This window comes from Sphingomonas citri (assembly GCF_019429485.1).
Lineage (GTDB): Bacteria > Pseudomonadota > Alphaproteobacteria > Sphingomonadales > Sphingomonadaceae > Sphingomonas > Sphingomonas citri.
Genome location: NZ_JAHXZN010000003.1, coordinates 87,771 through 113,594, shown reverse-complemented (window position 1 = coordinate 113,594; position 25,824 = coordinate 87,771). Strand labels below are relative to the sequence as shown.

General features: G+C 71.3%; 25 protein-coding genes. 12 read left to right on the top strand and 13 right to left on the bottom strand.

Annotated elements, in window-relative coordinates; genetic code table 11:
* The first annotated feature begins 64 nt into the window (after positions 1-64).
* Entirely contained in the window at positions 65-799 is a 735-nt protein-coding gene (locus tag KZ820_RS10950) for an SDR family NAD(P)-dependent oxidoreductase (RefSeq protein ID WP_219748669.1), read from the top strand.
* Between the two features lie 84 nt (positions 800-883).
* Positions 884-1,618 (top strand): hypothetical protein, encoded by a 735-nt coding sequence (locus tag KZ820_RS10945; RefSeq protein WP_219748668.1) that lies wholly within the window; start codon positions 884-886, stop codon positions 1,616-1,618.
* Positions 1,619-1,624: 6 nt separating this feature from the next.
* On the opposite strand, the gene KZ820_RS10940 is transcribed toward KZ820_RS10945, so the two are convergent.
* The 6 genes from KZ820_RS10940 to KZ820_RS10915 all read right to left on the bottom strand — a co-directional run bounded on the left by KZ820_RS10940 (position 1,625) and on the right by KZ820_RS10915 (position 7,411).
* Positions 1,625-2,962 carry a transporter gene (locus KZ820_RS10940; protein WP_219748667.1) on the bottom strand — a complete coding sequence of 446 codons (1,338 nt, stop codon included), beginning with the start codon at positions 2,960-2,962 and terminating at the stop codon, positions 1,625-1,627.
* Positions 2,962-3,642, bottom strand: a complete 681-nt coding sequence (locus tag KZ820_RS10935) for a hypothetical protein (protein WP_219748666.1) — start codon at positions 3,640-3,642, stop codon at positions 2,962-2,964. The genes KZ820_RS10940 and KZ820_RS10935 overlap by 1 nt, the downstream gene beginning before the upstream one ends.
* Entirely contained in the window at positions 3,639-4,367 is a 729-nt protein-coding gene (locus KZ820_RS10930) for a C39 family peptidase (protein ID WP_219748665.1), read from the bottom strand. Before KZ820_RS10930 ends, KZ820_RS10935 begins: the two co-directional genes overlap by 4 nt.
* The gene (locus KZ820_RS10925) at positions 4,364-4,723 is read right to left on the bottom strand and encodes a hypothetical protein (protein ID WP_219748664.1); all 360 of its coding nucleotides are present in this window, start codon (positions 4,721-4,723) and stop codon (positions 4,364-4,366) included. Before KZ820_RS10925 ends, KZ820_RS10930 begins: the two co-directional genes overlap by 4 nt.
* Before the next feature lie 65 nt (positions 4,724-4,788).
* Positions 4,789-6,081, bottom strand: a complete 1,293-nt coding sequence (locus tag KZ820_RS10920; RefSeq protein ID WP_219748663.1) for a hypothetical protein — start codon at positions 6,079-6,081, stop codon at positions 4,789-4,791.
* Between the two features lie 196 nt (positions 6,082-6,277).
* The gene (locus KZ820_RS10915) at positions 6,278-7,411 is read right to left on the bottom strand and encodes a nitrogen regulation protein NR(II) (RefSeq protein ID WP_219748662.1); all 1,134 of its coding nucleotides are present in this window, start codon (positions 7,409-7,411) and stop codon (positions 6,278-6,280) included.
* Positions 7,412-7,787: 376 nt separating this feature from the next.
* On the opposite strand from KZ820_RS10915, the gene KZ820_RS10910 reads away from it, so the two are divergent.
* The 3 genes from KZ820_RS10910 (at position 7,788) to KZ820_RS10900 (ending at position 9,988) form a co-directional block, all read left to right on the top strand.
* Positions 7,788-8,015 (top strand): hypothetical protein, encoded by a 228-nt coding sequence (locus tag KZ820_RS10910; RefSeq protein WP_219748661.1) that lies wholly within the window; start codon positions 7,788-7,790, stop codon positions 8,013-8,015.
* A 5-nt stretch (positions 8,016-8,020) separates the two neighbouring features.
* The gene (locus tag KZ820_RS10905; RefSeq protein WP_308462198.1) at positions 8,021-9,253 is read left to right on the top strand and encodes an MFS transporter; all 1,233 of its coding nucleotides are present in this window, start codon (positions 8,021-8,023) and stop codon (positions 9,251-9,253) included.
* Between the two features lie 81 nt (positions 9,254-9,334).
* Positions 9,335-9,988 (top strand): NADPH-dependent F420 reductase, encoded by a 654-nt coding sequence (locus KZ820_RS10900; RefSeq protein ID WP_219748660.1) that lies wholly within the window; start codon positions 9,335-9,337, stop codon positions 9,986-9,988.
* Between the two features lie 7 nt (positions 9,989-9,995).
* On the opposite strand, the gene KZ820_RS10895 is transcribed toward KZ820_RS10900, so the two are convergent.
* Positions 9,996-12,152, bottom strand: coding sequence for an AsmA family protein (locus KZ820_RS10895; protein ID WP_219748659.1), 2,157 nt, complete (start codon positions 12,150-12,152; stop codon positions 9,996-9,998).
* A gap of 195 nt (positions 12,153-12,347) precedes the next feature.
* Here KZ820_RS10895 and rpmI point away from each other — a divergent pair, with 195 nt between their 5' ends.
* From rpmI to KZ820_RS10865, 6 genes are all read left to right on the top strand, one after another.
* Complete coding sequence (gene rpmI, locus KZ820_RS10890; protein ID WP_058755056.1) at positions 12,348-12,551, top strand: 50S ribosomal protein L35; 204 nt, start codon at positions 12,348-12,350, stop codon at positions 12,549-12,551.
* Positions 12,552-12,571: 20 nt separating this feature from the next.
* On the top strand, positions 12,572-12,937 hold the full coding sequence (rplT, locus tag KZ820_RS10885; protein ID WP_183922336.1) for a 50S ribosomal protein L20: 366 nt from the start codon (positions 12,572-12,574) through the stop codon (positions 12,935-12,937).
* Positions 12,938-13,263: 326 nt separating this feature from the next.
* Positions 13,264-13,611: a GIY-YIG nuclease family protein gene (locus tag KZ820_RS10880; protein WP_219748658.1), complete on the top strand. Its 348-nt coding sequence runs from the start codon at positions 13,264-13,266 to the stop codon at positions 13,609-13,611.
* Entirely contained in the window at positions 13,608-14,717 is a 1,110-nt protein-coding gene (gene pheS / locus KZ820_RS10875) for a phenylalanine--tRNA ligase subunit alpha (RefSeq protein WP_219748657.1), read from the top strand. Before KZ820_RS10880 ends, pheS begins: the two co-directional genes overlap by 4 nt.
* Positions 14,718-14,742: 25 nt before the next feature.
* A complete protein-coding gene (gene pheT / locus KZ820_RS10870; RefSeq protein ID WP_219748656.1) occupies positions 14,743-17,133 on the top strand; it encodes a phenylalanine--tRNA ligase subunit beta in 2,391 nt (796 codons plus the stop codon).
* Positions 17,126-18,001 (top strand): aldose 1-epimerase family protein, encoded by an 876-nt coding sequence (locus KZ820_RS10865; protein ID WP_219748655.1) that lies wholly within the window; start codon positions 17,126-17,128, stop codon positions 17,999-18,001. The genes pheT and KZ820_RS10865 overlap by 8 nt, the downstream gene beginning before the upstream one ends.
* Positions 18,002-18,290: 289 nt before the next feature.
* Here the strand turns inward: KZ820_RS10865 and rpoZ are convergent, their stop codons facing one another.
* Positions 18,291-18,635, bottom strand: a complete 345-nt coding sequence (gene rpoZ, locus KZ820_RS10860) for a DNA-directed RNA polymerase subunit omega (RefSeq protein ID WP_183922344.1) — start codon at positions 18,633-18,635, stop codon at positions 18,291-18,293.
* A gap of 136 nt (positions 18,636-18,771) precedes the next feature.
* On the opposite strand from rpoZ, the gene KZ820_RS10855 reads away from it, so the two are divergent.
* Positions 18,772-19,944, top strand: a complete 1,173-nt coding sequence (locus KZ820_RS10855) for a phospholipase D-like domain-containing protein (RefSeq protein WP_219748654.1) — start codon at positions 18,772-18,774, stop codon at positions 19,942-19,944.
* A 1-nt stretch (position 19,945) separates the two neighbouring features.
* Here KZ820_RS10855 and KZ820_RS10850 read toward each other — a convergent pair whose 3' ends face one another.
* From KZ820_RS10850 to KZ820_RS10830, 5 genes are all read right to left on the bottom strand, one after another.
* On the bottom strand, positions 19,946-21,538 hold the full coding sequence (locus KZ820_RS10850) for a methyl-accepting chemotaxis protein (protein ID WP_219748653.1): 1,593 nt from the start codon (positions 21,536-21,538) through the stop codon (positions 19,946-19,948).
* On the bottom strand, positions 21,535-21,840 hold the full coding sequence (locus KZ820_RS10845; RefSeq protein ID WP_219748652.1) for a hypothetical protein: 306 nt from the start codon (positions 21,838-21,840) through the stop codon (positions 21,535-21,537). Before KZ820_RS10845 ends, KZ820_RS10850 begins: the two co-directional genes overlap by 4 nt.
* Positions 21,841-21,967: 127 nt before the next feature.
* Positions 21,968-22,966 carry a 4-hydroxyproline epimerase gene (locus KZ820_RS10840; protein ID WP_219748651.1) on the bottom strand — a complete coding sequence of 333 codons (999 nt, stop codon included), beginning with the start codon at positions 22,964-22,966 and terminating at the stop codon, positions 21,968-21,970.
* Between the two features lie 13 nt (positions 22,967-22,979).
* Positions 22,980-23,894 carry a dihydrodipicolinate synthase family protein gene (locus tag KZ820_RS10835; protein ID WP_219748650.1) on the bottom strand — a complete coding sequence of 305 codons (915 nt, stop codon included), beginning with the start codon at positions 23,892-23,894 and terminating at the stop codon, positions 22,980-22,982.
* Positions 23,895-23,967: 73 nt separating this feature from the next.
* A complete protein-coding gene (locus tag KZ820_RS10830) occupies positions 23,968-25,716 on the bottom strand; it encodes a DUF885 domain-containing protein (protein WP_219748896.1) in 1,749 nt (582 codons plus the stop codon).
* Positions 25,717-25,824: the final 108 nt, after the last annotated feature.

Sequence of the window (25,824 nt, the reverse complement as noted above, 5' to 3'; positions counted from 1 at the left end):
TACTTGTCGTCAGGTAGGCACGCCATCAGCTCTGCGCCAGTTCAAACGAACGGAGCAGACGACCATGAAGAGACTGGATGGCAAGACCGCGGTAGTGACCGGCGGCGGGACCGGTATCGGCTTCGCGACCGCGAAGCGCTACGTCGACGAGGGTGCGTTCGTCTACGTCACCGGGCGTCGGCAGGAGCCGCTCGACCGAGCGGTAGCGGCGCTCGGCGGCAACGTGCGCGCGGTGCAGGGATCGGTGTCCGACCTCGCCGACCTCGCGCGGCTGTTCGATCAGGTGAAGGCCGAGCGCGGCACGCTCGACGTGCTGTTCGCCAACGCCGGCCACGGCGATCTCGTCCCGCTCGGCCAGATCACCGAGGAACAGTATCAGCGCACCTTCGACATCAACGTGAAGGGCGTGCTGTTCACCGTGCAGGCGGCGCTGCCGCTGATGCGCGCGGGCGGCTCGATCATCCTCACCGGCTCGACGACCGGTTCGATGGGCACGCCCGCGTTCAGCGTCTACAGCGCGACCAAGGCGGCGGTGCGCAACTTCGCGCGCAGCTGGGCGCAGGACCTGCGCGGCACCGGCATCCGCGTCAACGTGCTCTCGCCCGGGCCGACGCTGACAGAACTGGCGCAGGAGGTGGTCGGCCGCGATGCGATGGTGGAGCTGGGCGCGGGCACGCCGATCGGCCGCGTCGGCCAGCCCGACGAGATCGCCGCGGTCGCGGCCTTCCTCGCCTCGTCGGACAGCAGCTTCATGACCGGCAGCGAGGTCTTCGCCGACGGCGGCCTGGCGCAGATCTGAGCGCGCCGCGGCGACTCACTGGACCGCGCCGCCGAACAGCGGCAACCTCCCGGGATGGAACCCGATTCCCGCCGAGGCGAACCGATGATCGAGCGCGCGCGCAGCGTCGCCGCGGGCTTCGCCGACGTCGGCCTCACCCAGGCCGAGGAACTGCTGCGCCGCGTCTCGCCCGAGGGACGCGCGCAGGCGCGGCGCGAGCGTGAGGCGCGCGCGCGGCGGCAGCGCCGGCTGCTCGTGCGGGTCGTGCTCGCCGCCGCGGCGTCGCTGCTGGTCTGGGCGTTGCTCGCGATCGCGGTCGCGCCGGCGGTGGCGCTCGCGGTCGCCGCGGCGCTGATGCTGCTGCTGACGGCGCTGGTGCTGATCCGCGCGGCGCCGCGCGCGCCGGGGCGCGAGGCGCTCGCCGGCGCGGCGCTGCCCGACCTCGCCGCCGAGGCTGCTGTGTGGCTCGCCGCACAGCGCCGCGGGCTGCCGCCGCCCGCGCTGCGGCTGAGCGAAGCGATGGCACACCGGCTCGAGACGCTCGCGCCGCGGCTCGCGCAGCTCGACCCGCGTAGCCCCGCTGCGGCGCAGGTCCGCGCGCTCATCGCGGTCGAGCTGCCCGATCTGGTCGACGGCTGGCGCGCGGTGCCGATCTCGCTGCGCGGCAGCGCGCGCGACGGTGCGCCCGCGCCGGACCTGCTGCTCGAGAACGGGCTGCGGCTGCTCGACGGCGAACTCGCCCGCGTCGACTCGCAGCTCGGCCGCGGCGCGCTCGACGGCATCGCGGTGCAGGGCCGCTACCTCGAACTCAAATATGACGCGGACGGCGAGCTGCGCTGAGCCCCCTCACCGCCCCGTCAACAGCACCACGGGCACGCGCAGCACGGTGCGCAGGTCGGTCGCGTCCTCGGTCGCGCCGACCTCGACCGACCAGTTGAGGCTCGCGCGATCGGTGACGCGATAGGTCACGCCGAACAGGAAGCGCCCGATCTGGAGGTCGCGCGAGATCGTCTCGCGCTCGCCCGGCCAGGCCGCGGTCGGCTCGATCAGCATGGTGCGCGTGCGCGTCCCGAACGCCCAGGTATGCGCGTAGCCGAAGTTCACCGTGGTGCGCTGGTTGAGCGAGATGCCGATCCCCGCCGAGCCCGAGATCGCGTCGCCCGGGTCGACATAGGTGATCACCACCGGCGGGATCCGCGTGTCGACGGCGCGCGGCAGGTTGAAGGTATAGCCGAGCGTGCCGAACAGCACGACCGGGTCGCTCGGCAGGATCGCGGTGACGCTCGGCGCGATGCCCCAGAAGCCCGCGCCGGTCGCCGCGCGCGTCGGCCGGCCGAGGTCGTCGCGCCGGATCGCGAACGGGTCGGTGCCGGTCGGCAGCACGCCCTGGAGGTTGCCGATCAGATAGGGCCGGCCGTTGCCGCCGCTGAGCAATTGGTAGCGCGCGGTCAGCTCGATGTCGCCGATCCCGGTGCCTTTCACCGAGCTGTCGATCGTCGCGGCCTGGTCGTTGTTGGTGCTCCCCGCGATCGGCGCGATGATCGAGGCGTCGGCGCGATGGATGAACGGCGCGCGCACGCCCAGTTCGAACCGGTCGGTGAGGCCGTAGCGCAGCGCCGCCGAGGCGGTGAGCACGTCCTGTCGGCTCTCGTTGATGTCGAACACGCCGACCAGCACCGCCTCGACCAGCTCGACGCCGCGGAACACCGCGCGGCTGCGATCGGCGCGCGCGTAATCGACCTGGAACTCGCCGGTGAGCTGGCCCTTGCGCGTCACGACGCTCGACTGGCTGTCGAGCACCGCGAGCTGGATCGGCTGCTCGGCGTCCTCGGGCGCCTGGCCGACGCGCTCGAGCGGGGGCTGGAGCACGCCCGCGGGGTCGCCGGGGGCACCCGGCGCCGCCCCCTGCGCCGCGGCCACCGCGGGCGCGCGCGGCGGCGCGGCGGCGAGCTGGGGCAGCGGCGCCGACTCGGCGCGCGCGACCGCCTGCGCCTGCGCGTCGACGCGGCGGCGCAGTTCGGCGAGCTCGGCCGCCTGCGCGTCGAGCCGCGCGCGCTGCGCCTCGATCAGCTGGAGCGCCTGGTCGAGCTGGCGCTGCAGCGGCGCGCGCCGACCTGTCGGCTGCGCCTCGGCAGACGGGATGAGGAACGTCGTGGCGAGCAGCGCGAGCAGGACCCGCCGCATCACTGCGCCCGCATCGCGGTGGCGCCGCCCGCGATCTCGCCGACGCGCAGCAGCGCCGAGCCCGCGAGCAGTTCCGCGCCCGCCGCGCCGAGATCGATCGCGACGCTGGTCTGCGTGTCGATCACGCGGTCGCTCCCCGAATTGGCGATCGCCGTGCCGAAGACGTTGCCGGCGAGATGAGTCACCGTGAGATCGCTGCCGCTCAGTTCCACCGTCCGCGTGCCCCCCTGCTGCCCCTGTGTGATCACGCCGTGATCGGTCATACCCCCGGCGACCGCCTCGAGTCCCGCGGGCAACGCCGCCGCTCCCGCCGCGGCGACGCCGACGCCGGGCGCGCTCGTGCCGGGCGTCACCTGGAAACCGGTGCGCGTGTCGTACGTCACGGTCGGTGCCCGCGCGCCGGCGGTACCGGCGGCCACCGCGGGCGTGGCGGCGACGGTCTCGCCCGCGCGCGGCGCGTAGACGGTCAGCGTCGGCGTTCCCTGGCTCGCCTGGAAGACGGTGCGCAGCACGACCGCGCCGTCGACCGCGGTCTGCGTCTGCACCGTCAGCGCGACGTCGATCCCGCCCGGCAGCATGAAGCCGCCGCGCTCCTCCGCCAGCGCCGAATCGGGGACGGGGGTGAGCGCGCCGAACAGCGCCTGACCCAACCCCAGCAGCATCAGCGCCGCGCCGCTCACGAGATGTCGCCGTAGGAGGGGGCGGTGATCGACAGCGCCTGCTGGCTGACCGGATCGGAGAAGCGGCCGCCGATCGGCGCGCGCGCATAGGCGAGCCACTGCGCCTCGCGGTTGAACCGCGTCTTGGCGAGCGGCTGGTCGTCGGCGAGCACGAAATAGATGCCGTTCCACGCCTGCTCGAAGGCGGCGCGCGGCATCACGGTGACGCCGCTCGACGGATCGCCGAGCAGCACCTCGCGCGCGCTCACGCCCTTCACCACGACGAAGTGGCGATAGTCGCGGATCGCGATCAGCGCGATCCCCGGCACGCCGGTCTGGCGCACCTTGTCGAGCGTCACCTTGTAGCCGTCCGCGCGCAGCCCGCGACTGGCGAGCCAGCGCTTCATGTCGAGCAGCGAGAAGCCGAGTCGGCGGATCTGCGGCTGGTCGCCGCGCAGCCACATGCCGCGGAAGGCGAGATCCTCGCGCACGTCGAGGTCGTAATGGTAGCGCAGCAGCGTCGCGAGCGCGGCCGAGCCGCAGCTGAAATCATAGCGCTGGCGAACGATGCCGTCGAAGCGCCGCTCCGCCATCGAGCGGACCGGCACGCGATAGTCGCCGACCGGCCCCGCGCCGGCGCCGCCGACGAAGCGCGACCCGGGCGCGACCTCGCCCGCGCACGCCGCCGCGCCGAGCGTCAGCAGCACGGCCGCGATCAGGCGGGGCACGGGCGCGAGCGGGATCATGGATTGGGCGAGAGCGCGATCGTGACGTTCATCGCGGCGTTGATCGCGACATTGTTGCCCGTGTTGACGCTCAGCACCGACAGCCCGGACATGTTCTGGAACGCCTGTCCGTCGATCGTCGCGTCGCCGGTGCGGACGTTGTCGCCGACGCTGTTGTGCGCGACGCCGGCGTTCTGCTCGGCCAGCGCCGACTGGCGCGTGTCCTCGCGGCCGGCGATCTGCGCCAGCGCGCCCTCGTCGAGCGCCGCGGTGGCGAAGGGCGTCGCTTCGGTCTGTGCCGCGACGGGCGCGGCGGCGAGCGCGCCGACGAGGAGCAGCGGCGATGCCCAGAGGCAGAGGGGAATGAGGCGGGGCATCGACACGCTCCTCGTTGGTCGAAGGTGGGCCGGCGGCGGGGGGCACCGCCGCCGGCCCGGGGGCATCAGAAGGTGACGTCGCCGGTCGACACCGCGACCGACACGCTCGCGTTCTGCGAGGCACCGACGCCGGTGTTCTGGTTGAGCGCCTGCATGCCGGCGTAGTTCTGGAACGCGCCGCCGCTGTTGCTCAGCTGGTTGGCCGCGCCGGGTGTGCCACCCTCGCCGCCGCCGCCGAAGGTCACCGACACGCCGGTGACGTAGCTCGACAGCGTGGAGCTGGCGACGATGGCGCTGTCGCCGAACACGTTGGCGTTGGACGCCGAGGCCGTCGCCGAGGTGCCGACCAGCGAGATCGAGTGATCCGAGCTGTCGTTGTTGCTGTTGGCGACCGAATTGTCGGTCGAGTTGTCCGAGCTGTCGTTGTTGCTGTCATTGACCGAGTTGTTGGAATTGTCGGTCGTCGAGCTGTTCGAGTTGTCGTTGGTCGAGTTGTTAGAGTTATCCGTCGTCGAGTTGTCGGAATTGTCTGTCGTCGAGTTGTCCGACGCGTCGGTCGTCGTCGTGGTCGAGCTGTCGTTGTTGCTGTTGTTGGTTGAGCTGTTGGAATTGTCCGTCATCGAGCTGTTGGAGTTGTCGGTGGTGGAGCTGTTCGAATTATCCGTCATCGAGCTGTCGGAATTGTCCGTCGACGAGTTGTCCGAGGCGTCGGTCGTCGTCGTCGTGGTCGTCGAATTGTCGTTGTAGCTGTCGGTCGTGTTGGTCGAGCTGTTGGAGGAGTCGCTCGACGAGTTGTTGGTGTTGTCGGTCGCGGACGCGCTGTTGTTGGCGGCGACGCGGCCAGCCGAGGCGGTGGCATTGCCGCTGTCGCTGGTGGTCACCGAATTGTCGGTGGTCGAATTGTCCGATGCGTCGGTGGTCGTGGTGGAGTTGTTCGAGCTATCCGAGGTGGAGGAGTTGTAGCTGTCCGCGGTGTTGGTCGAATTGTTCGAGCTGTCCGACGTGGTCACCGCGTTGTTCGAATAATCGTTGGTCGAGCTATTCGAATTATCGGTGGTGGAGCTGTTCGAGTTATCGGTGGTCGAGCTGTTCGAATTGTCCGTCGTCGAGCTGTTCGAATTGTCCGCGGTCGAATTGTTCGACCAGTCGTTCGTGGAGCTGTTCGAATAATCGTTCGTCGAGCTGTTCGACCAGTCATTGGTCGAGTTGTTCGAGCTGTCGGTCGAGGCGGTCGAGCCGCCCGCGGCGGCATTCTGCCCCGCGCTCGCGCCGTTGCTGGGGTCGGCGGTCTGCGCCACCGCGGGGGCTGCGATCAGCAGCGCGGCGACGGAGCAGGAGCGGTAGAATGGTGCTTTCATGTCGGCGTTCCTCGCTATCACGTGATCGCCACGCCCCCTGTTGACCGCGCGACGTCGCCGTCGTCGGAGGAGCGGTGCGGCACCGTATCCTCGGTACGCTATCGGTATGCGGACTCCGCTGGCGCTTCTCTGCCCCGACATAAGTGATTCCCTTGCCCTCGTTCGGGGAAAGCCGACCCCCTCGTTCAGGGGGTGTTCACACGAAAGACGTGCGACAGATCGGCGCCACGCGCACCGCGCTCTTCAGCATCAGCCACACCAGCTCGGCCTGCCGGTTGGTATCGGTCTTGAGGAAGATCTGCTTGAGGTAGGAGCGCGCGGTCTGCTCGCGCACGTGCATCGCCGCGGCGGCATCGGCCAGGCTCAGCGCGTCCGCGAGCAGGCAGGTGAGCCGGGTCTCGACCGGCGACAGGCCATAGAGCTTGCACACGGGCTCGATCAGCCGGCGCAGTTCCTGCGCCGGATCGAAGACGTAGAGGATCGCGGCGCAGTCCTCCGCCGTGGCAGGCGGCTGGTCGGTGGCGACGATCGCGACCAGCAGCGGCCGCCGCTCGGCGCGACCCAGCGCGATCACCGGCGCGGCGGCCCGTGCCCGCGACGTGCCGCCGCCGACGACATGGTCGATCGCGGTCTGCAGCCGCAGCGTGTCGGGCAGGCGGCTGCCGCTCAGCAGCGTGCCGCTGCGCCGCAACCCGTCCTGCCGCGCCATCAGCGCCTCGGCGACGGTGTTGGCGAGCATCAGCTGGCCGCGCGCGTTGACCAGCAGCACGCCGACGTCGCTGTGGTTCACCGCCTCGGCGAGGCCGCGCGCCTGCGCCTGCGCGCGCGCGCGCTGCGCCCATAACGCGAAGAAGGGTTCGAGCAGCGACTGACGGCGCGCCGCCTCGGCCTCGGCGCGCTGCCGCGCCGTCTCACTCGGGCGGGCGAACAGCGTCGTGATCGTCACCATGCCATCGCCCGCGGGAAAGACGGCGAGCAGGCGTGCGCCGCCCTCGTCTCCTTCCCGCTCCGGGCGCCATTCGCGGGCAGCACGCGCCGGGTGCGCGGCCTGCTCGGCGACCAGCCGGTCGATCCGCTCGCGCGTGAGCCCCGCGCCGCCGGCGTAGAGCGCCACCGGCGCGCTTGCGGGGGGCTGCCAGGTGATCAGCAGCGCGTCGGCGTCGAGCGCTTGGGCATGGTCGCGCGCGAGCGCGACGAGCGGGTCGTCGACCTCCGCCGACGCCACCGCGCTCAGGACGCGATCAGGCGGCAGCGCGCTGGCGGGCCGGGCCTCGCCCTGGCCCTGCCCCATCATGGCAACGACGGCCGAGCCGTGCAGCACGCTGACCATAGCTCTCTCCTGTCATCCGACCGGTCGTGCCGGTCGCCCCGCGTTCGATGCGGTGGTTGTGGTCGGTCTCTCGTTCTTCGCGTCGTCACCGTAGGTTAGCTGACAAGCCCGGTGAGCATGCGGGATTGCCACGGACCGACAAGCGACCAAGCGCGCGCCGCCTTCCCGAAAAGGGACGCGCCTCCGCCGCTCGCTCCAGCGGGCGAATGGTGCCGCGCGATTTCGGCAAAATGAAGCGTAAACAGCATCTTGTTCGTCCCGCGAACGCCTACGCAGTGGATAGGTCGTGATCGGAGCGAGCGTTCGCCGAAGGTACTGCCTCGTCGGGGAGCTGCCGCCACCCCCAAGGGTTAGAGAAGCTCGAAGGGAGCACTCCATGAGAGACGACATGATCCGGACGCGCCAGCGCGAGATCGCCGCCGAGCATCTGCTGTTCAAGCTCATCGAGTATGTCGAGTCGCGCGATCCCGGGCTGCTCGACTTCCTTGAGGCCAGCCTGTCACACCTGGGTGATCCGGCGAAGGACGATAGCAAGGACGATGAGGGCGTGCGCGAGATCGCGCGGCGCATGATTGCCGGGGCGCGCGCGCAGGGCACGGGCTGAGCGCCGTGCCGCCCGCACTGGCGGCAGGTTCGCCGGCCTATCGCCGCCTCACGCTGGCGATGCTGTTCGCCGGCTTCGCCACCTTCTCCACGCTGTACGCGGTGCAGCCGCTGCTGCCGCTGCTGGCGGCACACTTCCGGCTGAGCGCGGAGGCGGCGTCGCTGGCGGTGTCGCTGGCGACGGGACCGCTCGCGCTCGGCATCCTCGTCGCCGGCGCGGTGTCGGACCGGGTCGGGCGCCGCCCGCTGATGGTGGCGGCGATGATCACAGCGGCGCTGATGACGGTGGCCGCGGCGGTGGTGCCCGGCTGGTACGGGCTGCTCGCGCTGCGGCTGCTCGCCGGGCTGGCGCTCGCGGGCGTGCCGGCGGTGGCGATGGCCTATGTCGCCGAGGAGGTCGACTCGGCTTCGATCGGCGCGGCGATGGGGCTCTACATCGCCGGCAGCGCGCTCGGCGGCATGGGCGGACGGCTGGTCGCCAGCCTCGTCGCCGCGGCGGCGGACTGGCGCTGGGCGCTGGCGAGCGTCGGCCTGATCGGGTTCGCGCTGGCCGAGGCGTTCCGCCGGCTCGCGCCCCCGTCGCGCCGATTCGCGCCGAGCGACGCCGGCTGGCTGGCGCTGCCGCGCGGCGCCGCCGCCCTGTTCCGCGATCCCGGACTGAGGCTGCTCTACGTCGAGAGCTTCCTGCTGATGGGCGCGTTCGTGACGATCTACAATTACGCCGGCTTCCACCTGCTCGCGCCGCCGTACGGCCTGGGGCAGGCGACGATCGGGGCGGTGTTCCTGCTCTACGTGCTCGGCTCGGTCAGCTCGCGGCTGTTCGGCGGCCTGGCGGGCCGGCTCGGGCGTCGCCGCGTCTTCTGGGTGCCCGTCGTGCTGCTGATCGCGGGCGTGGCGCTCACCGCGACGAGACCCTTGTGGCTGGTGATCCTCGGCATCGCGGTGCTCACGATCGGCTTCTTCGGCGCCCATTCGATCGCGAGCGCCTGGGTCGGCCGCCGCGGCGGCGCCGCACGCGGCCAGGCGGCGGCCTGGTACCTGTGCTTCTACTATCTCGGGTCGAGCGTGCTCGGATCGGCGGGCGGCATCGCCTGGACACGTCACGGCTGGCCGGGCGTCGTCCTCTTCTGCGCCGCGCTCGGCACGCTCGCGCTGCTCGGCGGCGTGCTGCTGGTGCGGGTGCGGCCGCTCGCCGTGCCGGAGGATCCCAGCACCGGGCCCCCGCCCGCCTCGGCGTGACGAGGCGACACTTCCGCTCGCGCCGACCGCCGTCGCCCCGTCACGCCACTATAAAGCACCGAGGTCAGTGCGGGGTGAGTGATGCGGGTCGGGATCATCGGGGCGGGCCAGGTCGGCCAGGCGCTGGCGCGCCGAGCGGTCGTGGCGGGGCACGAGGTGACGCTCGCCAACTCGCGCGAGCCCGAGACGATCTACGACCTCGCCGCGACGATCGGCTGCGCTGCCGCACGTGCCGAGGACGTGCCCGGGCTGAGCGAGCTGGTGGTGCTCGCGGTCCCGTTCACCGCGGTGTTCACGCTCGCGCCCGGGCTGCTGGCGGGGCGGGTCGTCGCCGACGCCAACAATTACTACCCCGACCGCGACGGCCGGATCGCGGCGCTCGACTCGCGCTCGACCACGACCAGCGAGATGGTGGCGCGCCACTTCCCCGCGGCGACCGTGGTGAAGGCGTTCAACGCCATCCTCGCGCGCGAGCTGCGCGCGCCGCCGGTGCTGCCGGGCGGGGCGCGTCGCGCTCTGCCGATCGCGGGCGACGACGAAGGCGCCTGCGGGGAGGTGGCGGCGCTGCACGGCTCGCTCGGCTATGCCGCGGTCGATGCGGGACCGCTGGCCGAGGGGTGGCGGTTCGAGCGTGCCAAGCCGGCCTATTGCGTCCCGCTCGACCGTGCCGGGCTGGTCGCCGCGCTCGACGCCGCCGAGCGCGACGTCGATCTTCCCGAGGGATCGTGGCGGTGAGTGCGACCTAGAAGATCCCCAGGAAATTCTTCCGCTTGGGCGCCGGCGCCTTGCTGGTCGTGCCGTTACCCACGTCGGTGCGCGGCTCGCCCTTCTCGTCGCGCTGCGCCGCCGCGGTCTTCCCCGCGAGTATCGGGCCGCACTGCGCCGCCTTGGCGTCTCCCGGGTCGACGAACGCGAGCAGCGCCGCGACGGGCGTCGCAACCACCGCCAGGCCTAGCCCGGCGCCGGCGCGCGCCACCAGCTGCGGCGAGATCACGTTGAGCTGCGGCTGTGCGAAATAGCCGCCGAGCCCGACCGGCGACTGGCCCGAGAAGAGGCTGAACTTCTTGGAGTCAGCGCGGAAGGCGAGGTCCAGCGCCTCGGTCTTGAAGCTGAACCCGCCGCGCGCCAGGATCACGTTGTTCTTGGTATCGATCAGGATCGGGTCGGTCGCCGCCACGCCGTCGCGGACGGTGAAGGCGATCAGCCCACAGTTGATCTGCACCGGCTCCTTGAGCTCCTGCTGAAACATCTTCTGGACGAAGGTGCCGAGGTCGATCTCGGCCAGCTCGACGTTGCGCGTCCACATCGTGCCCGCGGGCATCACGAAGGCGATCCGGCCGCGCGCGCTGGCGAGCGAGTCGTGGATCGTGTCGCCGCGGCCCGCGAGCTGGATGCGGCCGCGGATCGTCCCGGACGTACCCGACTCGGCGACGCCATAGCCGGCGAGCAGCCGCCCCATCGGCGTCGGCGCGAGGCGGATGTCGTAGCTGACCGCGCTCGGCCGCTCGCGCGTGTCGAAGATCGCGTCGGCGGCGACGTTGCCGCGCGCCATGGCGAAGGTGAGCGGCGACAGCGCCAGCCGGCCGCGCTCGAGATCGAGCACCATGTCGATGTCGGAGATCGGCACGCGGCGCGAGCGCACCACGCCGACGTGCCACTTCAGGTCGGCGTCGAATCGCTGCATCGTCGCCACCGGCAGCGCGGCGTCGGGGAGGATCCGCGCCGGCGCCGCGCCGGTCGCGGCGGCGGCGGCGACGGCGCCCTTCTCCGCGACGATGTCGGGGTTGTAGCCGATGAAGGGCGCGGCATCGACGATGTCGAGCCGGCGCGTCGTCAGCTCCGAGTCGAGGTGGAGCCGCGCACCGTTGGTGATGGTCAGCCGCCCCGCGACGTCGCTGTCGCCGAACGTGCCGCTCATGCGCGTGAAGCGGTATTCGTTGCCGCTCTGCACCAGCTGTGCGCGGAGCCGGTAGGTGCGCGTGTTGGGGATCACCACGCCGATCACGTCGAGCAGGGTCGACAGGTTGCGCCCGGCGGCGCGCACCGCCAGCGGCACGTTCTCGAACTCGGCGAGGCTCGGCAGCGTGCCGGCGACGTCGACCGTGTTGCCCGCCGCCCTGGCGCGCGCGACCAGCTCGTTGCGGCCGCGCGCCACGGTCGCGTCGGGCGAGAGCAGCCGCGCCGCCAGCGTGAAGGGCGTGTCGCGCAGCTGGCCGCTGCCGCTCAGCCCCACCGCCTGGCCGATCCGCGCGTCGGTCGAGCGGATCGTGTCGAGCGTCAGATCGGCGAGCAGCTTCATCCGAGGGTCGCGGTAGCGCACCTGCGTTCCCGTGACGGTGGCGCGGTCGATCCGTGGAAGGTCGAGCGGCTTGCCCGATCCTTTGTCCTCGCTGAAGGTCCAGGTGTTACGCGTGTGCGCAGGATCCCACTCGAGGTCGGCCGCACCGTTGGTGAGCTCGAGCCAGTAGAGCCGGCGCTTGCCGAACAGCAGCGACAGTGGCGCGATCCGCGAATCGATCCGCTCCGCGGCGAAGAGGTTCGGCCGCGTCGCCCAGGTGGGATTGGCGATGGCGAGTCGTTCGGCGTAGAACTTGATCTTGAGCGGGGCGAAATAGAGCTGGAAGTCGCCACCCACCGTCACCTGGCGATGGGTCAGCTTGCCGACGACGCTCTCGAACGGTCGCTTGAGGAAGCGGCCCTTGGTGACGAACAGCACCAGCCAGATCGCGGCGATGAGGGCGAGCAGCCCCAGCACGACGTTGCGCGCGATCCGCCAGCCGCGGCCGGACGACGGACCAGCGCCTCCCGGCGGCGCGGGCGGCGGTGACGCACCCGCCGCGCCGGTCGACGCCGCGGACGGAGCGGGCGCGGCGACCGTGTCGGGCGGGATCGTTGCCATGGCGGTCCAATCGCGCGACGCGGCGACGCGGTTCCCGGTGCCGCGCGCGCCACCGTGCCAGATGCGGGCGGTTGCTTTTCGCGGGGAGCGCGGCTAAGGCGCCCGCTTCTCCGAGCGATCGGCGGTGACGAACGGCCCGGCCATCCAGGGCTGCCGCGGCCGTTTCAGCCGAACGCTCCAGCAGAAAGGACGAAAATGCCCAAGCTCAAGACCAAGAGCGGCGTGAAGAAGCGCTTCAAGCTCACCGCCACCGGCAAGATCAAGCACGGCGTCGCCGGCAAGCGCCACCGCCTCATCAGCCACAACGCCAAGTACATCCGCCAGAACCGCGGCACCACGGTGCTGTCGAAGGCCGACACCGCGACGGTGAAGGCCTGGGCGCCGTACGGCCTGAACTGAGCGACGAGGAGGAATAGCATATGGCACGCGTCAAGCGGGGCGTCACCACTCGCGCCAAGCACAAGAACATCCTCGAGCAGGCGAAGGGCTATCGCGGCCGTCGCAAGAACACCATCCGCGTCGCGCGGCAGGCGGTCGAGAAGGCCGGCCAGTATGCCTATCGCGATCGCAAGGTGAAGAAGCGGACCTTCCGCGGCCTGTGGATCCAGCGCATCAACGCCGGCGTCCGCGCCGAGGGCCTGACCTACAGCCAGTTCATGCACGGGCTGAAGCTCGCCGGCGTCGAGCTGGACCGGAAGGTGCTGGCCGACATCGCGATGAACGAGGGCGCCGCCTTCACCGCGATCATTGCCCAGGCGAAGGCCGCGCTGCCGCAGGCGGCGTGAGGCTTCCTCCGCGATGATATGGGGGCGCTGGTGGCGACACCGGCGCCCCTTTCTCGTTTGTTGAGGGGCAAGGGCCGTCATACGACTGACGCGCACCCCGCTCACGTCGTCACCCACGTCCTCACAAGCATCCCCGCGAAGGCGGGGATCCATACACGCTGACGTTCGACCTCTCACGCGGACCCGCGCGAATGGGTCCCCGCCTCCGCGGGGATGACGGACGAGGCAAGAGCGGCGCGTCCAGGAAGCGTGGCACGACGTTGACGCCGTTCGCCAGCGAGACCGCCTATATCGCCTAGGTACCTCAACCTGCCGAACCGCCGCCCATGGCGAAACAGCCGTGCGTCTACATCCTCGCGAGCCGGCGGCACGGTACGCTGTACATCGGGGTCACCTCCAACCTGCCAGCGCGACTGGCGCAGCATCGCGGAGGATTGATCCCGGGGTTCGCCAGCCGCTACGGAGCGGTGCGGCTGGTCTGGTACGAGACGGCCGACACGATGGAGGCTGCGATCGCGCGCGAGAAGCAGCTGAAGAAGTGGAAGCGTGACTGGAAGTTGCGGCTGATCGAGGAGGCGAACCCGGCGTGGCTCGACCTCGCCATCGGCCTCGGCTTCGCCCCCGTGGCGCGGCGGAAGGGCCGCGGCGGCGAGAATGACGAAGGTGAGCAATGACCGATACCGACGAGCTCCAGACCCACCTGCTCGCCGCGATCGCCGCGGCCGCGGGGCTCGACGCGCTCGAGGCGGTGCGGGTCGAGGCGCTCGGTAAGCAGGGGCGCGTTACCGCTCTGCTCAAGACGCTGGGCGCGCTGTCGCCCGAGGAGCGCCAGGCGCGCGGCCCCGCGATCCACCAGCTCCGCGAGACAGTCACCGCCGCGATCGCCGCACGCAAGGCGGTGCTGGAGCAGGTCGCGCTCGACGCGCAGCTCGCCAGCGAGGCGCTCGACATGACGCTCCCGGTCGACCTGCCCGCGGGCGGCACGGTCCACCCGGTGAGCCAGGTGATGGACGAGCTGGCCGAGATCTTCGCCGACCTCGGCTTCGCGGTCGCCACCGGGCCCGAGATCGAGGACGACTGGCACAATTTCGGCGCGCTCAACATCCCGGACACCCACCCGGCGCGCGCGATGCAGGACACATTCTACGTCGCGCAAGCCGAGGGCGCCGAGACCGCGCCCTTGGTGCTGCGCACGCATACCTCGCCGGTGCAGATCCGCACCATGGTCGAGGTCGCGCGCCGCCAGAACGGCGCGGGCGCGCCGATCCGCATCATCGCGCCCGGCCGCGTCTATCGCTCCGACTGGGACGCGACCCACACGCCGATGTTCCACCAGGTCGAGGGACTGGTGATCGACAAGGGCATCACGCTCGGTCATCTCAAATGGACGCTCGAGACCTTCCTCAAGGCCTTCTTCGAGCGCGACGACGTCGTGCTGCGGCTGCGCCCGAGCTATTTTCCCTTCACCGAGCCCTCCGCCGAGGTCGACGTCGGCTTCTCGGTCGAGAAGGGCAAGCGCGTCGTCGGCGGCGATCAGGGCTGGATGGAGGTGCTCGGCAGCGGCATGGTCCACCCGCGCGTGATCGCCAATTGCGGGCTCGACCCCGACGAGTGGCAGGGCTTCGCCTTCGGCTGCGGGATCGACCGTCTGGCGATGCTCAAATACGGCATCGACGACCTGCGCCCGATGTTCGAGGCCGACTCGCGCTGGCTGCACCACTACGGCTTCGCCGCGCTCGACGTCCCGACGCTGTCGGGCGGCGTCGGCAGCCCCGCCTGACCTTCCTTCAGCTCCGGACTAACCGATGAAATTCACGCTCTCCTGGCTCAAGGACCATCTCGACACGAGCGAGCCGCTCGACTCGATCCTCGCCGCGCTCACCCGCGTCGGGCTCGAGGTGGAGGGGGTCGAGAACCCCGCCGCGCGGCTCGGCGGCTTCCGCGTCGCGCGCGTCCTCACCGCCGCGCCGCACCCGCAGGCGGACAAGCTCCAGGTGCTCACGGTCGAGGCTGGCCCCGAAGTCAACGGCGGCGCGCCGCTCCAGGTGGTGTGCGGCGCGCCCAACGCGCGTGCGGGGCTGGTCGGCGTGTTCGGCACCGCGGGCGCGACCGTCCCCGCCAACGGCATGGTGCTGCGCGTCGCCGCGATCCGCGGCGTCGAGTCGAACGGCATGATGTGCTCGTCGCGCGAGCTCGAGCTGGGCGACGACCATGACGGCATCATCGAGCTGGCCTCGGATGCGCCAGTGGGCACCGCCTTCGCCGACTATGCCGGGCTCGACGACGCGGTGATCGACGTGTCGATCACGCCCAACCGCCCGGATTGCATGGGCGTGCGCGGCATCGCGCGCGACCTCGCCGCGGCGGGGCTCGGCACGCTCGTGCCGCTGACCGTACCCGACGTGCCGGGCGAGGGCCCCGGCCCGGACGTGCGGATCGAGGATGAAGCGGGCTGCCCCGCCTTCTATGCGCAGGCGGTTGCGGGTCTCACCAACGGCGAGTCGCCCGAGTGGATGCGGCGACGCCTCCGCGCGATCGGGCAGAAGCCGATCTCGGCGCTGGTCGACATCACCAACTATCTCACCGTCGACCTCGGCCGCCCGCTGCACGTCTACGACCGCGCGCACCTCACCGGCGGCCTCGTCGCGCGCCAGGCGCGCGAGGGCGAGAGCGTGGTGGCGCTCAACGGCCGGACGTACACGCTCGCCGCGGGCATGACCGTGATCGCCGACGATGTCGCGGTGCACGACATCGGCGGCATCATGGGCGGCGCGCACTCCGGCGTCTCGGCGGCGACCACCGACGTGATCATCGAGTGCGCCTATTTCGCGCCCGACGCGATCGCGCGCACCGGCCAGAAGCTGGCGCTGACCAGCGACGCGCGCCAGCGCTTCGAGCGCGGCGTCGACCCGGCGTTCCTCGACGACGGGCTCGCGATTGCCACCTTCCTCGTCCGGGAATATTGCGGCGGCACCGCCAGCAACGTCACACGCGTGGGGTCGCCGCCGGTGGCGATGCCGAGCTATGCCTACGACCCGGCACGCGCCGCCACCCTCGGCGGCCTCGACGTGCCCGCCGATCGCCAGCGCGCCATCCTCGAGTCGCTCGGCTTCACCGTCTCGCCCGAGTGGCAGGTCACCCCGCCGACCTGGCGCCCCGACGTCGACGGCACCGCCGACCTCGTCGAGGAGGTCATTCGGATCGAGGGGCTCGACCGCGTCGAGGGGGTGGCGCTACCGCGCCTGTCCGGTGTCGCGCGCCCGACCGCCACGCCCGAGCAGAAGGTCGAGCGCCGCCTCCGCCGCGCCGCCGCGGCGCGCGGGCTCGACGAGGCGGTGACGTGGAGCTTCGTCGCGGAGCGCCACGCCGCGGCGTTCGGCGGCGGCGACTGGACGCTCGCCAATCCGATCAGCGAGGAGCTCAAGGTGATGCGGCCCTCGCTGCTCCCCGGGCTGCTCGCCGCCGCCGAGCGCAACCTGCGCCAGGTCGCGGAGAGCGTGCGGCTGTTCGAGCTGGGCCGGCGCTATCTGGCGAAGGACGGCGCGCCGCACGAGCGCGCGACGCTTGGACTCGTGCTCGCGGGCGACCGCCGCGCGCGCGGCTGGCGTGAGGGCAAGGCCGCCGGCTTCGACGCCTATGACGCCAAGGCGGAGGCGCTGGCGCTGCTCGCCGCGGCGGGGGCGCCGGTCGACAATCTCCAGGTGATGGGCGAGGCGGGCGGCGCCTTCCACCCCGGTCGCTCGGGGACGCTGCGGCTCGGCCCCAAGACGGTGCTGGCATCGTTCGGCGCGGTCCATCCCGCGGTGCTGCGCGCCTTCGACCTGTCCGGCTCGGTCGCCGCGGTCGAGCTGTACCTCGACTCACTGCCGGCCAAGCGCGGCACCGGCTTCATGCGCGCGGCCTATGCGCCGCCCGCGCTCCAGCCGGTGCGGCGCGACTTTGCCTTCCTCGCCCCCACCGCGCTCACCGCCGAGGCGCTGACGCGCGCGGCCAAGGGTGCCGACAAGGCCGCGATCGTGCGCGCGCGCGTGTTCGACGTGTTCACCGGCACGGGCGTGCCCGAGGGGCAGAAGTCGGTCGCGCTGGAGGTGGTGCTCCAGCCGGGCGAGAAGAGTTTCACCGACGCCGAGCTCAAGGTGGTCGCCGACAAGGTGGTCGCCGCGGCGGGCAAATTGGGAGCGAGCTTGCGTGGCTGAGTGGATCCGACTCTCGAACGGGGTGCTGGGCGCGGCGATCGACCCGCACGGCGCGCAGCTCTCTTCGCTGACCGACGGCGATGGGCGCGAGCTGATGACCGACGCCGACCCGCGCTTCTGGAACGGGCGTGCCCCGATCCTCTTCCCGGTGGTAGGCGCGCCCTCGGGCGAGACGATCCGCGTCGACGGCGTCGACTATCCGATGCGCAAGCACGGCTTCGCCCGGCGCAGCGACTTCGCCGTCATCGAGGCGACGCCGACCCGCGCGGTGTTCGCGCTGACCGACGATGCCACGACGCGCGCGCGCTATCCCTTCGCCTTCCGGCTCGAGCTGGCCTATACGCTCGAGGGCGCGACGCTGGCGATCGAGGCGACCGTCGCCAACCCCGCGGACGTGCCGCTGCCGGCGAGCTTCGGCTTCCATCCCGCCTTCGCCTGGCCGCTCCCCTATGGCCAGGCGCGCGGCGACCACCGCATCGTCTTCGCCAAGGACGAGCCGGCGCGGCTGCGCAGCATCGCCGCCGATGGCACGATCGCGGCGGAGACTGTCGCCTCCCCGCTCGATGGGCGCGTGCTGCGGCTCGACGACGCGCTGTTCGCGCATGACGCGCTGGTGTGGGACGAGGTGGTGTCGCAGTCGGTCCGCTACGGCGCCGAGGCAGGCCCGCAGCTCGAGATCGCTTTCCCCGACACGCCCAAGCTGGGGATCTGGACCAAGCCGGGGGCGGCCTTCGTGTGCGTCGAGCCGTGGCACGGCATCGCCGACCCCGAGGGCTATACCGGCGAGTATCGCGACAAGCCCGGCGTCTTCGAGGTGGCGCCCGGCGGCGAGAAGCGCATCACGATGAGCGTGACGCTGATGGGGTGAGGCGGGGCGCTTTCCCCGTCTGCTAGCGTCATCCTAAACTTGTTTCAGGATCCACGGTCCCGCGTTCTCAGCGGTGGCGGTTCGTGCGGGGCGGTAGATCCTGAAACGAGTTCAGGATGACGCCGGAACGAAGGTGACGTGACGTTCAGCCGTCGGCACCACTCAGCGGCTTACATGACCACGTCATCCCGCGATCCGGCGCACGCGGGCGCCCAAGGCCACGGGAGCGCAGCCCCCATCTCCCCGCGCCCCTGTCCGCGCAGGCGCACGAGGAACACGCTCGAACGCCTCAGCCGTCGTAGTCGGCGCCGAGATTCTGGTTGCGCGGCGGGGCGACCGCGGTGAGGCGCAGCGCCTCGGCCGAGGCGGCGAGGCTGCCGATCGCGTCGGCCTCTTCCTCGTCGTCGATCTGGACGCGCTGGAGGCTCTGCACCACCGACTCGTGGAGCTCGTCGGGCTTGACCGTCTCCTCGGCGATCTCGCGCAGCGCGACCACCGGGTTCTTGTCGCGATCGCGGTCGATCGTCAGCTCGGCGCCGCCCGACACCTGCCGCGCGCGCTGGGCGGCGAGCAGGACGAGATCGAAGCGGTTCGGGATCTTGTCGACGCAATCCTCGACGGTGACGCGCGCCATCGCGTATCCTCTTGTCGTAAACTTCAGGGAAGGGTGGCCATCTAGTCGAGCACCGGCCAGCCGTCAAGGAAGCCGCGCCCCACGCCGGGGCAGCGGTGCGCTTGCCCGCCGCGGCGCGACCCGCCATCTGAGGGCGATGGAAGACGCTCCCGCCCAGCCGACGTTCACCGTGGAGGGCAACCGCCTGACGCTGCTCGACACCGGCCCGCGCCGGCTGGAGGGACTGATCGCGCTGATCGACGGCGCGCGCCGCTCGCTGCGTGTGCTCTACTACATCTACGCCGACGATGAGTCGGGGCGCCGCGTCAACGCCGCGCTCACCGCTGCGGCGGGGCGCGGGGTGCGCGTCGCGCTGATCGTCGACGGGTTCGGCAGCGACGACGCCGACCCCGACTTCTTCGCGCCGCTGGAGCGCGCCGGCGTGTCGGTGTGCCGTTTCTCACCGCGGCTGGGACGACGCTATCTGCTGCGCAACCACCAGAAGCTCGCGCTCGCCGACGCCGAGACCGATGACGCGCGGATCATCATCGGCGGCTTCAACATCGAGGACGATTACTTCGGCACGCCGCGCGAGCAGGCGTGGCGCGATCTCGGCCTGCTGTTGGAGGGCCCCGCCGCGGCGCGGATGGCGGGCTATTTCGACGCGCTGGAACAGGGTATCCACGGGCGCAGCCGGGTGCGCCGGCTCAACCGCGCGCTGGCGCGGTGGAGCGAGAACGACGGCAGGCTGCGCTGGCTGATCGGCGGCCCGACGCGCGAGCTGTCGCCCTGGGCGCGCGCGATCCGCGACGACATGCGGCGCGCGACCCGCATCGACGTGATCGCGGGCTATTTCACGCCGAGCCCGACGCTGCTGCGCGCGCTCGATCGCGCCGGCCGCCGCGCCGCGGCGGTGCGGGTCGTCACCGCGTCCAAGTCGGACAACAACGTGACAATCGCGGCGGCGCGCTTCACCTATGCGGGGCTGCTGCGCCGCGGGGTGCGCGTGTTCGAATATGCCGCCACCAAGCTGCACACCAAATTGTACGTGGTCGATGACGCCACCTGGATCGGCAGCGCCAACCTCGACATGCGCAGCCTGTTCATCAACCTCGAGCTGATGCTGCGGATCGACGATCCGGCCTTCGCGGCGCACGCGCGCGCCTATGTCGAGGGCGAGATCGCGCAGTCCAACGAGGTGACGCCCGAGGCCTATCGCGCCGCGACCGGCTGGTGGCAGCGTGGCAAGCAGCTGGTCGCCTATGCGCTCACCGCCGTGGCGGATCCGGCGATCTCGCGCGGGCTCAACTGGGGGATCGACGAGGGCTGAGTCACGCGGCGCGGCGCGGCGTCTCGCCCTTGAGGAAGCCGACGAAGCGCTCGGTCGCGCCGTCGAGCGCGCGCGCGCTGGCGGCGAGCTCGCCCGCGCTGCCGCGCACCGTCTGCGACAGCGACGCGGTGGAGCGCACCGCGGCGGCGACCTCGTCGATACGCCGCTCGATCAGCTCTGCGCCGCTCGCGGTGCGAGTCGCGCCCGCCTCGATCCCGGCAGCGAGCTGGCGCTGGTCCGACACCGAGGCCGCGATCCCGCCCGCCGCGCTCGACACCTGCGCCACCGCCATATCGGCGCGGGTCAGCGCCGCGGCGGCATCGCCCACGCCCGCGAAGATCGCGCCGAGAAGGGCGCTGATACGATCGCTCGCGCGCGTCGAGTCGGCGGCGAGCGAGCGCACCTCGCCCGCGACCACGGCGAAGCCGCGCCCCGCCTCGCCCGCGCGCGCCGCCTCGATCGTGGCGTTGAGCGCGAGCAGGTTGGTCTTCTCGGCGATGTCGCGGATATCGCCGACGAGCTGGCCGATGCGCTGGCCGTGCTCCTCGAGCTCGCCGATCCGGCCGACGCCGCTGCCGGCCGCCGCCTGCGCCACCGCGGTGAGCGCGCTCTGCTGATCGGCCGAGTCGGCGATGGCACGGATCGAGCCGCCGAGATCGCGGATTGAGTCGGCGACGTGGCGGATCTGCGCGGTCGCCTCGACCGCCTCGCTCGCCACCGCCGCGGCCTGCACTCCGGCCCCCGCGGCGAGATCGTCGAGCGCGATCGAGGAGCGCTCGAGCTGGCCCGCCGCGCTGCCGATCGCACGCACCACCTGCGCCACCGAGCCCTCGAACGCCTCGGCGACGGCGAGTAGCTCGTCTCGCCGCCGCGACGCCGCGTCCTGCTCGACGCCGCGCAGCCGCGCGCGCTCGGCCGCGGCGGCGTCCTCGGCGGCGCGCGTCTGGCGCAGCGCCTCGGTCGCGGTGGCGCGCGCCTGCTCGGCGGCGGAGCGCGCCTCGTCGGCCTCCGCGACCAACACGCGGCTGTGCTCGAGCGAGAGCCGCTGGCGTTCGAGCAGCCGCTCGAGCGCACCCGTCACCAGCCACAGCACCCCTGCCTGCATCACCACCGCCAACGCGTGGACCAGCACGCGGCCGAGCCGCCCTTCGCCCGCGAATACCCAGGTCGGCGCGAACCATTCGAGCAGCAGGTGATGGAGCGCGATCAGCCCCGCGGCGAAGACGATCGGCCGCCAGTCGCACAGCACCACCAAGGCGGCGAGCGCGACGAAGAAGAACATATGCCCGTCCATCTGCCAGGGATGACCCTCGAGCACATAGACCAGCAGCGCGGGGGCGGTGGCGGCGAGCGTCCCCGCGACGGTTCGCGCCTGGGCGTCGGTGCGACCCTTGAACGCGAGCCAGGTCGGCGCCGCGGTGAGCGCGATCCCCGCGCCGAGCACGAAGGGATCGACGACGCCGGTGAGCGCCAGCTGGATCACCGCCACGGCGGCGAGCGCGACCCAGCCAAGCGCGGCGATCAGCCGCATGCCGAGAAGACGCATCTGCTCGAGCGTCAGCGTGTCGAGCGCGCGCCAGCCGATCACGGTCATGTCCTCACCTCGAGATCGTCGCCGCAAAGCGGCGAGGGCGCGGCGAGCAGCAGCGCGTCGCCGAGGCGCAGCCGCGCCTTGATCCGGTCGCGCGTGCCGCGCACCACCAGGCTTCGTCCCGGCCCGCGCCCGACCAGCCGCGCGTCGGCGGCGAGCGCGGCCGAGGCGAGCACGCCCGGGGCGGTGGCGATCGGCACCAGCAGCAGCGTCCCCTCGGCCGGCGGCCGCAGTGCCAGCACCAGCAGCACCGCCGCGAAGAGCGCGGCGTGGAGCAGCAGCGGGACCGGGAGACGGCGCGTCATGCCAATCGTCTAGGCGACGATAGTTAATGTGCGCTTTATCTCACATAAGTTAGCGCCGTCATGACTATGCTGAGCGCCCGTGAGCCGGCACAAGCGTGATCGCCTTCAGGTGACGCCGGCGCTACCCTCACGCCACCTGGAACCCGGCCCAAAACGGGTCGGCGCGATCGATCCAGATTGTGTTGAAGCCGGTTGCCACGGCCGATCCCTCGATCGAGGGGACGATCGCGGGCACGCCGCCCAGCGTCGTCGCTTCCTCGACCCGTCCGATGAAGCGGCTGCCGATATAGCTCTCGTGGACGAAGCGGTCGCCGACACGAAGGTCGCCGCGGTCGGCGAGATGCGCGAGCCGCGCCGAGGTGCCGGTACCGCAGGGCGAGCGGTCGATCGCCTTGTCACCGTAGAACACCGCGTTGCGCCCGTCGGCATCGTTCGCGCGGGGGCGTTCCGCCCAGAGCACGTGGCTCACACCGCGGATCGTCGGGTCGAGCGGGTGGACCGGCTCGACCTTCTCACGCACCGCGGCGCGTACCAGGCGCGAGGCCGCGATCAGCCGGTCCGCGCCCATCGCGTCGAGCCCCGCATAGCCCCCCTGCGGCTCGACGATCGCGTAATAATTGCCGCCATAGGAAACGTCGACGCGAAGCCGCCCGAGCTCGGCCACCTCCACCTCGACCCCGCGCGCCGCGACATAGCTCGGCACGTTGGTGATGCGCACCGAGGTCACCTTCTCGCCCGCGACCGAATAAGCGATGTCGATCACGCCGGCGGGCACCTCGACCTTGAGCCGCCCCGGCGTGGTCGGCTGGATCAGCCCGTGCTCCAGCCCGAAAGTGATGATCCCGATCGTCCCGTGGCCGCACATCGGCAGGCAGCCGCTCGTCTCGATGAACAGGATGCCGACATCGGCGTCGGCTCTGGTGGGCGGGTAGAGGAAGCCTCCCGACATCATGTCATGCCCGCGCGGCTCGAAGCAGAGGCCGGTACGGATCCAGTCGTAGCGGGCGAGGAAATCCTGCCGGCGGTCGGACATGGAGGCGCCGCGCAGCAGCGGCGCGCCGCCGGCGACGAGCCGCACCGGGTTGCCCGCGGTATGGCCGTCGATGCAGAAGAAGGTGTGGCGCATGACGCGCAGGCTATCAGGCCGCGGCGGGCAGCGACAGGCTCGGGCGCGTCGCCGCGGCCTGCTCGACCATCGCGATCACCTCGGCGCGCCGCGCCCCGGTGAGCACGTAGCGCGGCGGCAGCACGCGCTCCGAGCCGCGCCCCATCACCTGCTCGGCCAGCTTGATCGACTGGACCAGGTCGTGCTCGGCATCGAGGTGGAGCAGCGGCATGAACCAGCGATAGATCTCGAGCGCCTTGGCATGATCGCCGCGCTCGACCGCCGCGACCAGCTCGACCGACTCCTTGGGAAAAGCGTTGGTCAGGCCGGAGACCCAGCCGCGCGCGCCGAGATACAGCCCTTCCAGCGCGACGTCGTCGAGCCCGGCGAACAGCACGTAGCGGTCGCCGAGATCGTTGCGGAAGTCGGTAAAGCGGCGCGTGTCGGGCGCCGATTCCTTCACCGCGACGATATTCTTCACCGGCACCAGCTGCTCGAGCACGTAGCGATCGATCACGGTGCGATAGGCCGGCGGGTTGTTGTATAGCATGATCGGCAGCGCGGTGCGCTCCGCCACGCCGCGGAAGTGCGCCACCAGCTCGTCGGGCTTGGGGACATAGACCATCGGCGGCAGCAGCATCAGCCCGTCCGCGCCGGCCTTCTCCGCGGCCTGGGCGTAGCGCACCGCGCGCCGCGTGTCATATTCGGAGACGCCGGTGAGCACGGGCACGCGCCCCTTCACCACCTCGACGATGGCGGAGAGCACCGCGACCTTCTCGTCATGATCGAGCGAGTTGTTCTCGCCCACCGTGCCGAGCGCGATGATCCCGGTGACGCCGTCGCGGATCAGCTCGTCGACGACGCGCTGCGTGTCGGCGAGGTCGAGCGTGAGATCCTCGCGCACCTGGGTCGTCACCGCCGGGAATACGCCCTTCCAACCGATCGCCATCGCCGACACTGCCCCTCGCCCGTTCTCAGGTAGATCGTATACTAAGTATAATATGTAAGCGCAACCTGTCTGACTACTCCTCGTCGGCATAGGGACCTCGACCGTCGTCGCGGATCAGCTGGTCGACGCGGCGATCGATCTCGCTCACCGGCACGGAGCCGAGCGCCAGCACCGCATCATGGAAGGCTTTCACGTTGAACTTGGGGCCGAGCCTCTGCTCGGCGCGCGCGCGTGCGCGCTGGATCGCGAGCTGTCCGGTGTAATAGCTCAGCGCCTGCCCGGGCCAGGAGATGTAGCGATCGACCTCGGTGGTGACCTCGTGGTCGGACAGCGCGGTGTTGTCGCGCAGATAGGTTTGGGCGCGCTCGCGGCTCCAGCCCATCGCGTGGATGCCGGTATCGACCACCAGCCGCGACGCGCGCCACGCCTGATAGCTGAGCATGCCGAAGAGATCGTAGGGAGTCTCGTACATCCCCATCTCCTCGCCCAGCGTCTCGCAGTAGAGCGCCCAGCCCTCGCCGTAGACCGACAGATAGGAGTCGCGGCGGAACGGCGGCAGGTCCTTGTTCTCCGCCGCGAGCGGCATCTGGAAGGCGTGACCCGGCGCGCTCTCGTGCAGCGTCAGCGCGGGCAGCGCGTAGAGCGAGCGGGCGGGCAGGTCATAGGTGTTGACGAGGTACACGCCCGGCCCGCCGCGCCCCGCGGTGTAGAAGGGCGCGACGTCGGCGGGTACCGGCCGGATCGCGAAGCGGCTGCGCGGCAGCCGGCCGAAATAGCGCGAGGCCTTGCCGTCGAAGGTCTTGGCGATCCACGCCGCGCGATCGAGCAGCTGCTGCGGCGCGGTCGCATAGAAGCGCGGGTCGGTGCGCAAGAAGGTGAGAAAGGCGGGCAGGTCACCCCGGAACTTCACCTGCGCCATCACTTGGTGCATGCGCGCGCGGATCTTGGCGACCTCGGCGAGACCGATGGCATGGACCTGCTCGGGGGTCTGCGGCAGCGTCGTATAGTTCGCCACCTTGGACTGGTAATAGGCCCGGCCGTCGGGGAGGTCAGCGGCGGCGAGGGTGATGCGCGCGCCGGGAACATATTCCGTGCGCAGGAAGGTGAGCAGCCTACGATGCGCGGGGACTACCGAGTCGCGGATCGCCGCCTCGCCGGCGCGGCGCAGCTCGGCCTGGGTCGCGGCTGGGATCTGCTTCGGCAGGCTGACGAACGGCGCGTAGAAGGGATTGTCCGTGATCGTCTTGGCCTCGACCACCTGCGCCACGCCGATGTCGCGCCCCGCCAGCGTCACCCGGGGCGGGGTGAAGCCGCGCCGGAGGCCGGCGCGCATCTCGGCGATCTGCTGGTCGAAGTAGCGCGGCAGCTCGCCCAGCATCGACAGGTAGGCGCGATACTCCTTCTCGTTCGCCAGCGGGTCGCGCGCCGACGCGGCGACGTCGCCCCAGAAGCTGGTGTCGGCGGTGAGCGGCATCTCATAGTCGCGGAAGCGCTGCTCGTTGAGGAGTGCGTCGATCTGCTGGCGATACACCGCATAATTGACCTGCTCGGCGGGCGAGAGATCCGCCGGGCGGATCGCGCGTAGCCGCGCCGCGGTGTCCTCCCAGCGCTTCAGCCGCGCCGCCTGCGCCGCGGGGCCGACGTCAGGCAGATGCGCGCGGGCCTCGCGGCGGCTGTCCTCGTCGGCGGCGAGCTGCTGCTGCCGCCAGCGATATTCGTCGGTGTAGAGCTGGCGCAGCGTCGCGTCGGCACTGCCGTTTGTCGGCGCGGCGCTCGCCGATACCGCCACCATCATCGTCGCGCCGAGCAGCGCTGCCAACATGTTCCTCACTCAACCTCCCCGATCGCGATGACGTCGGCGTAGAGCGCGGCGAGCTTTCCCACACGCGCTTTCTGGCTCCGCGCGCGTGCCGCGTCGCACGCGAGGCGC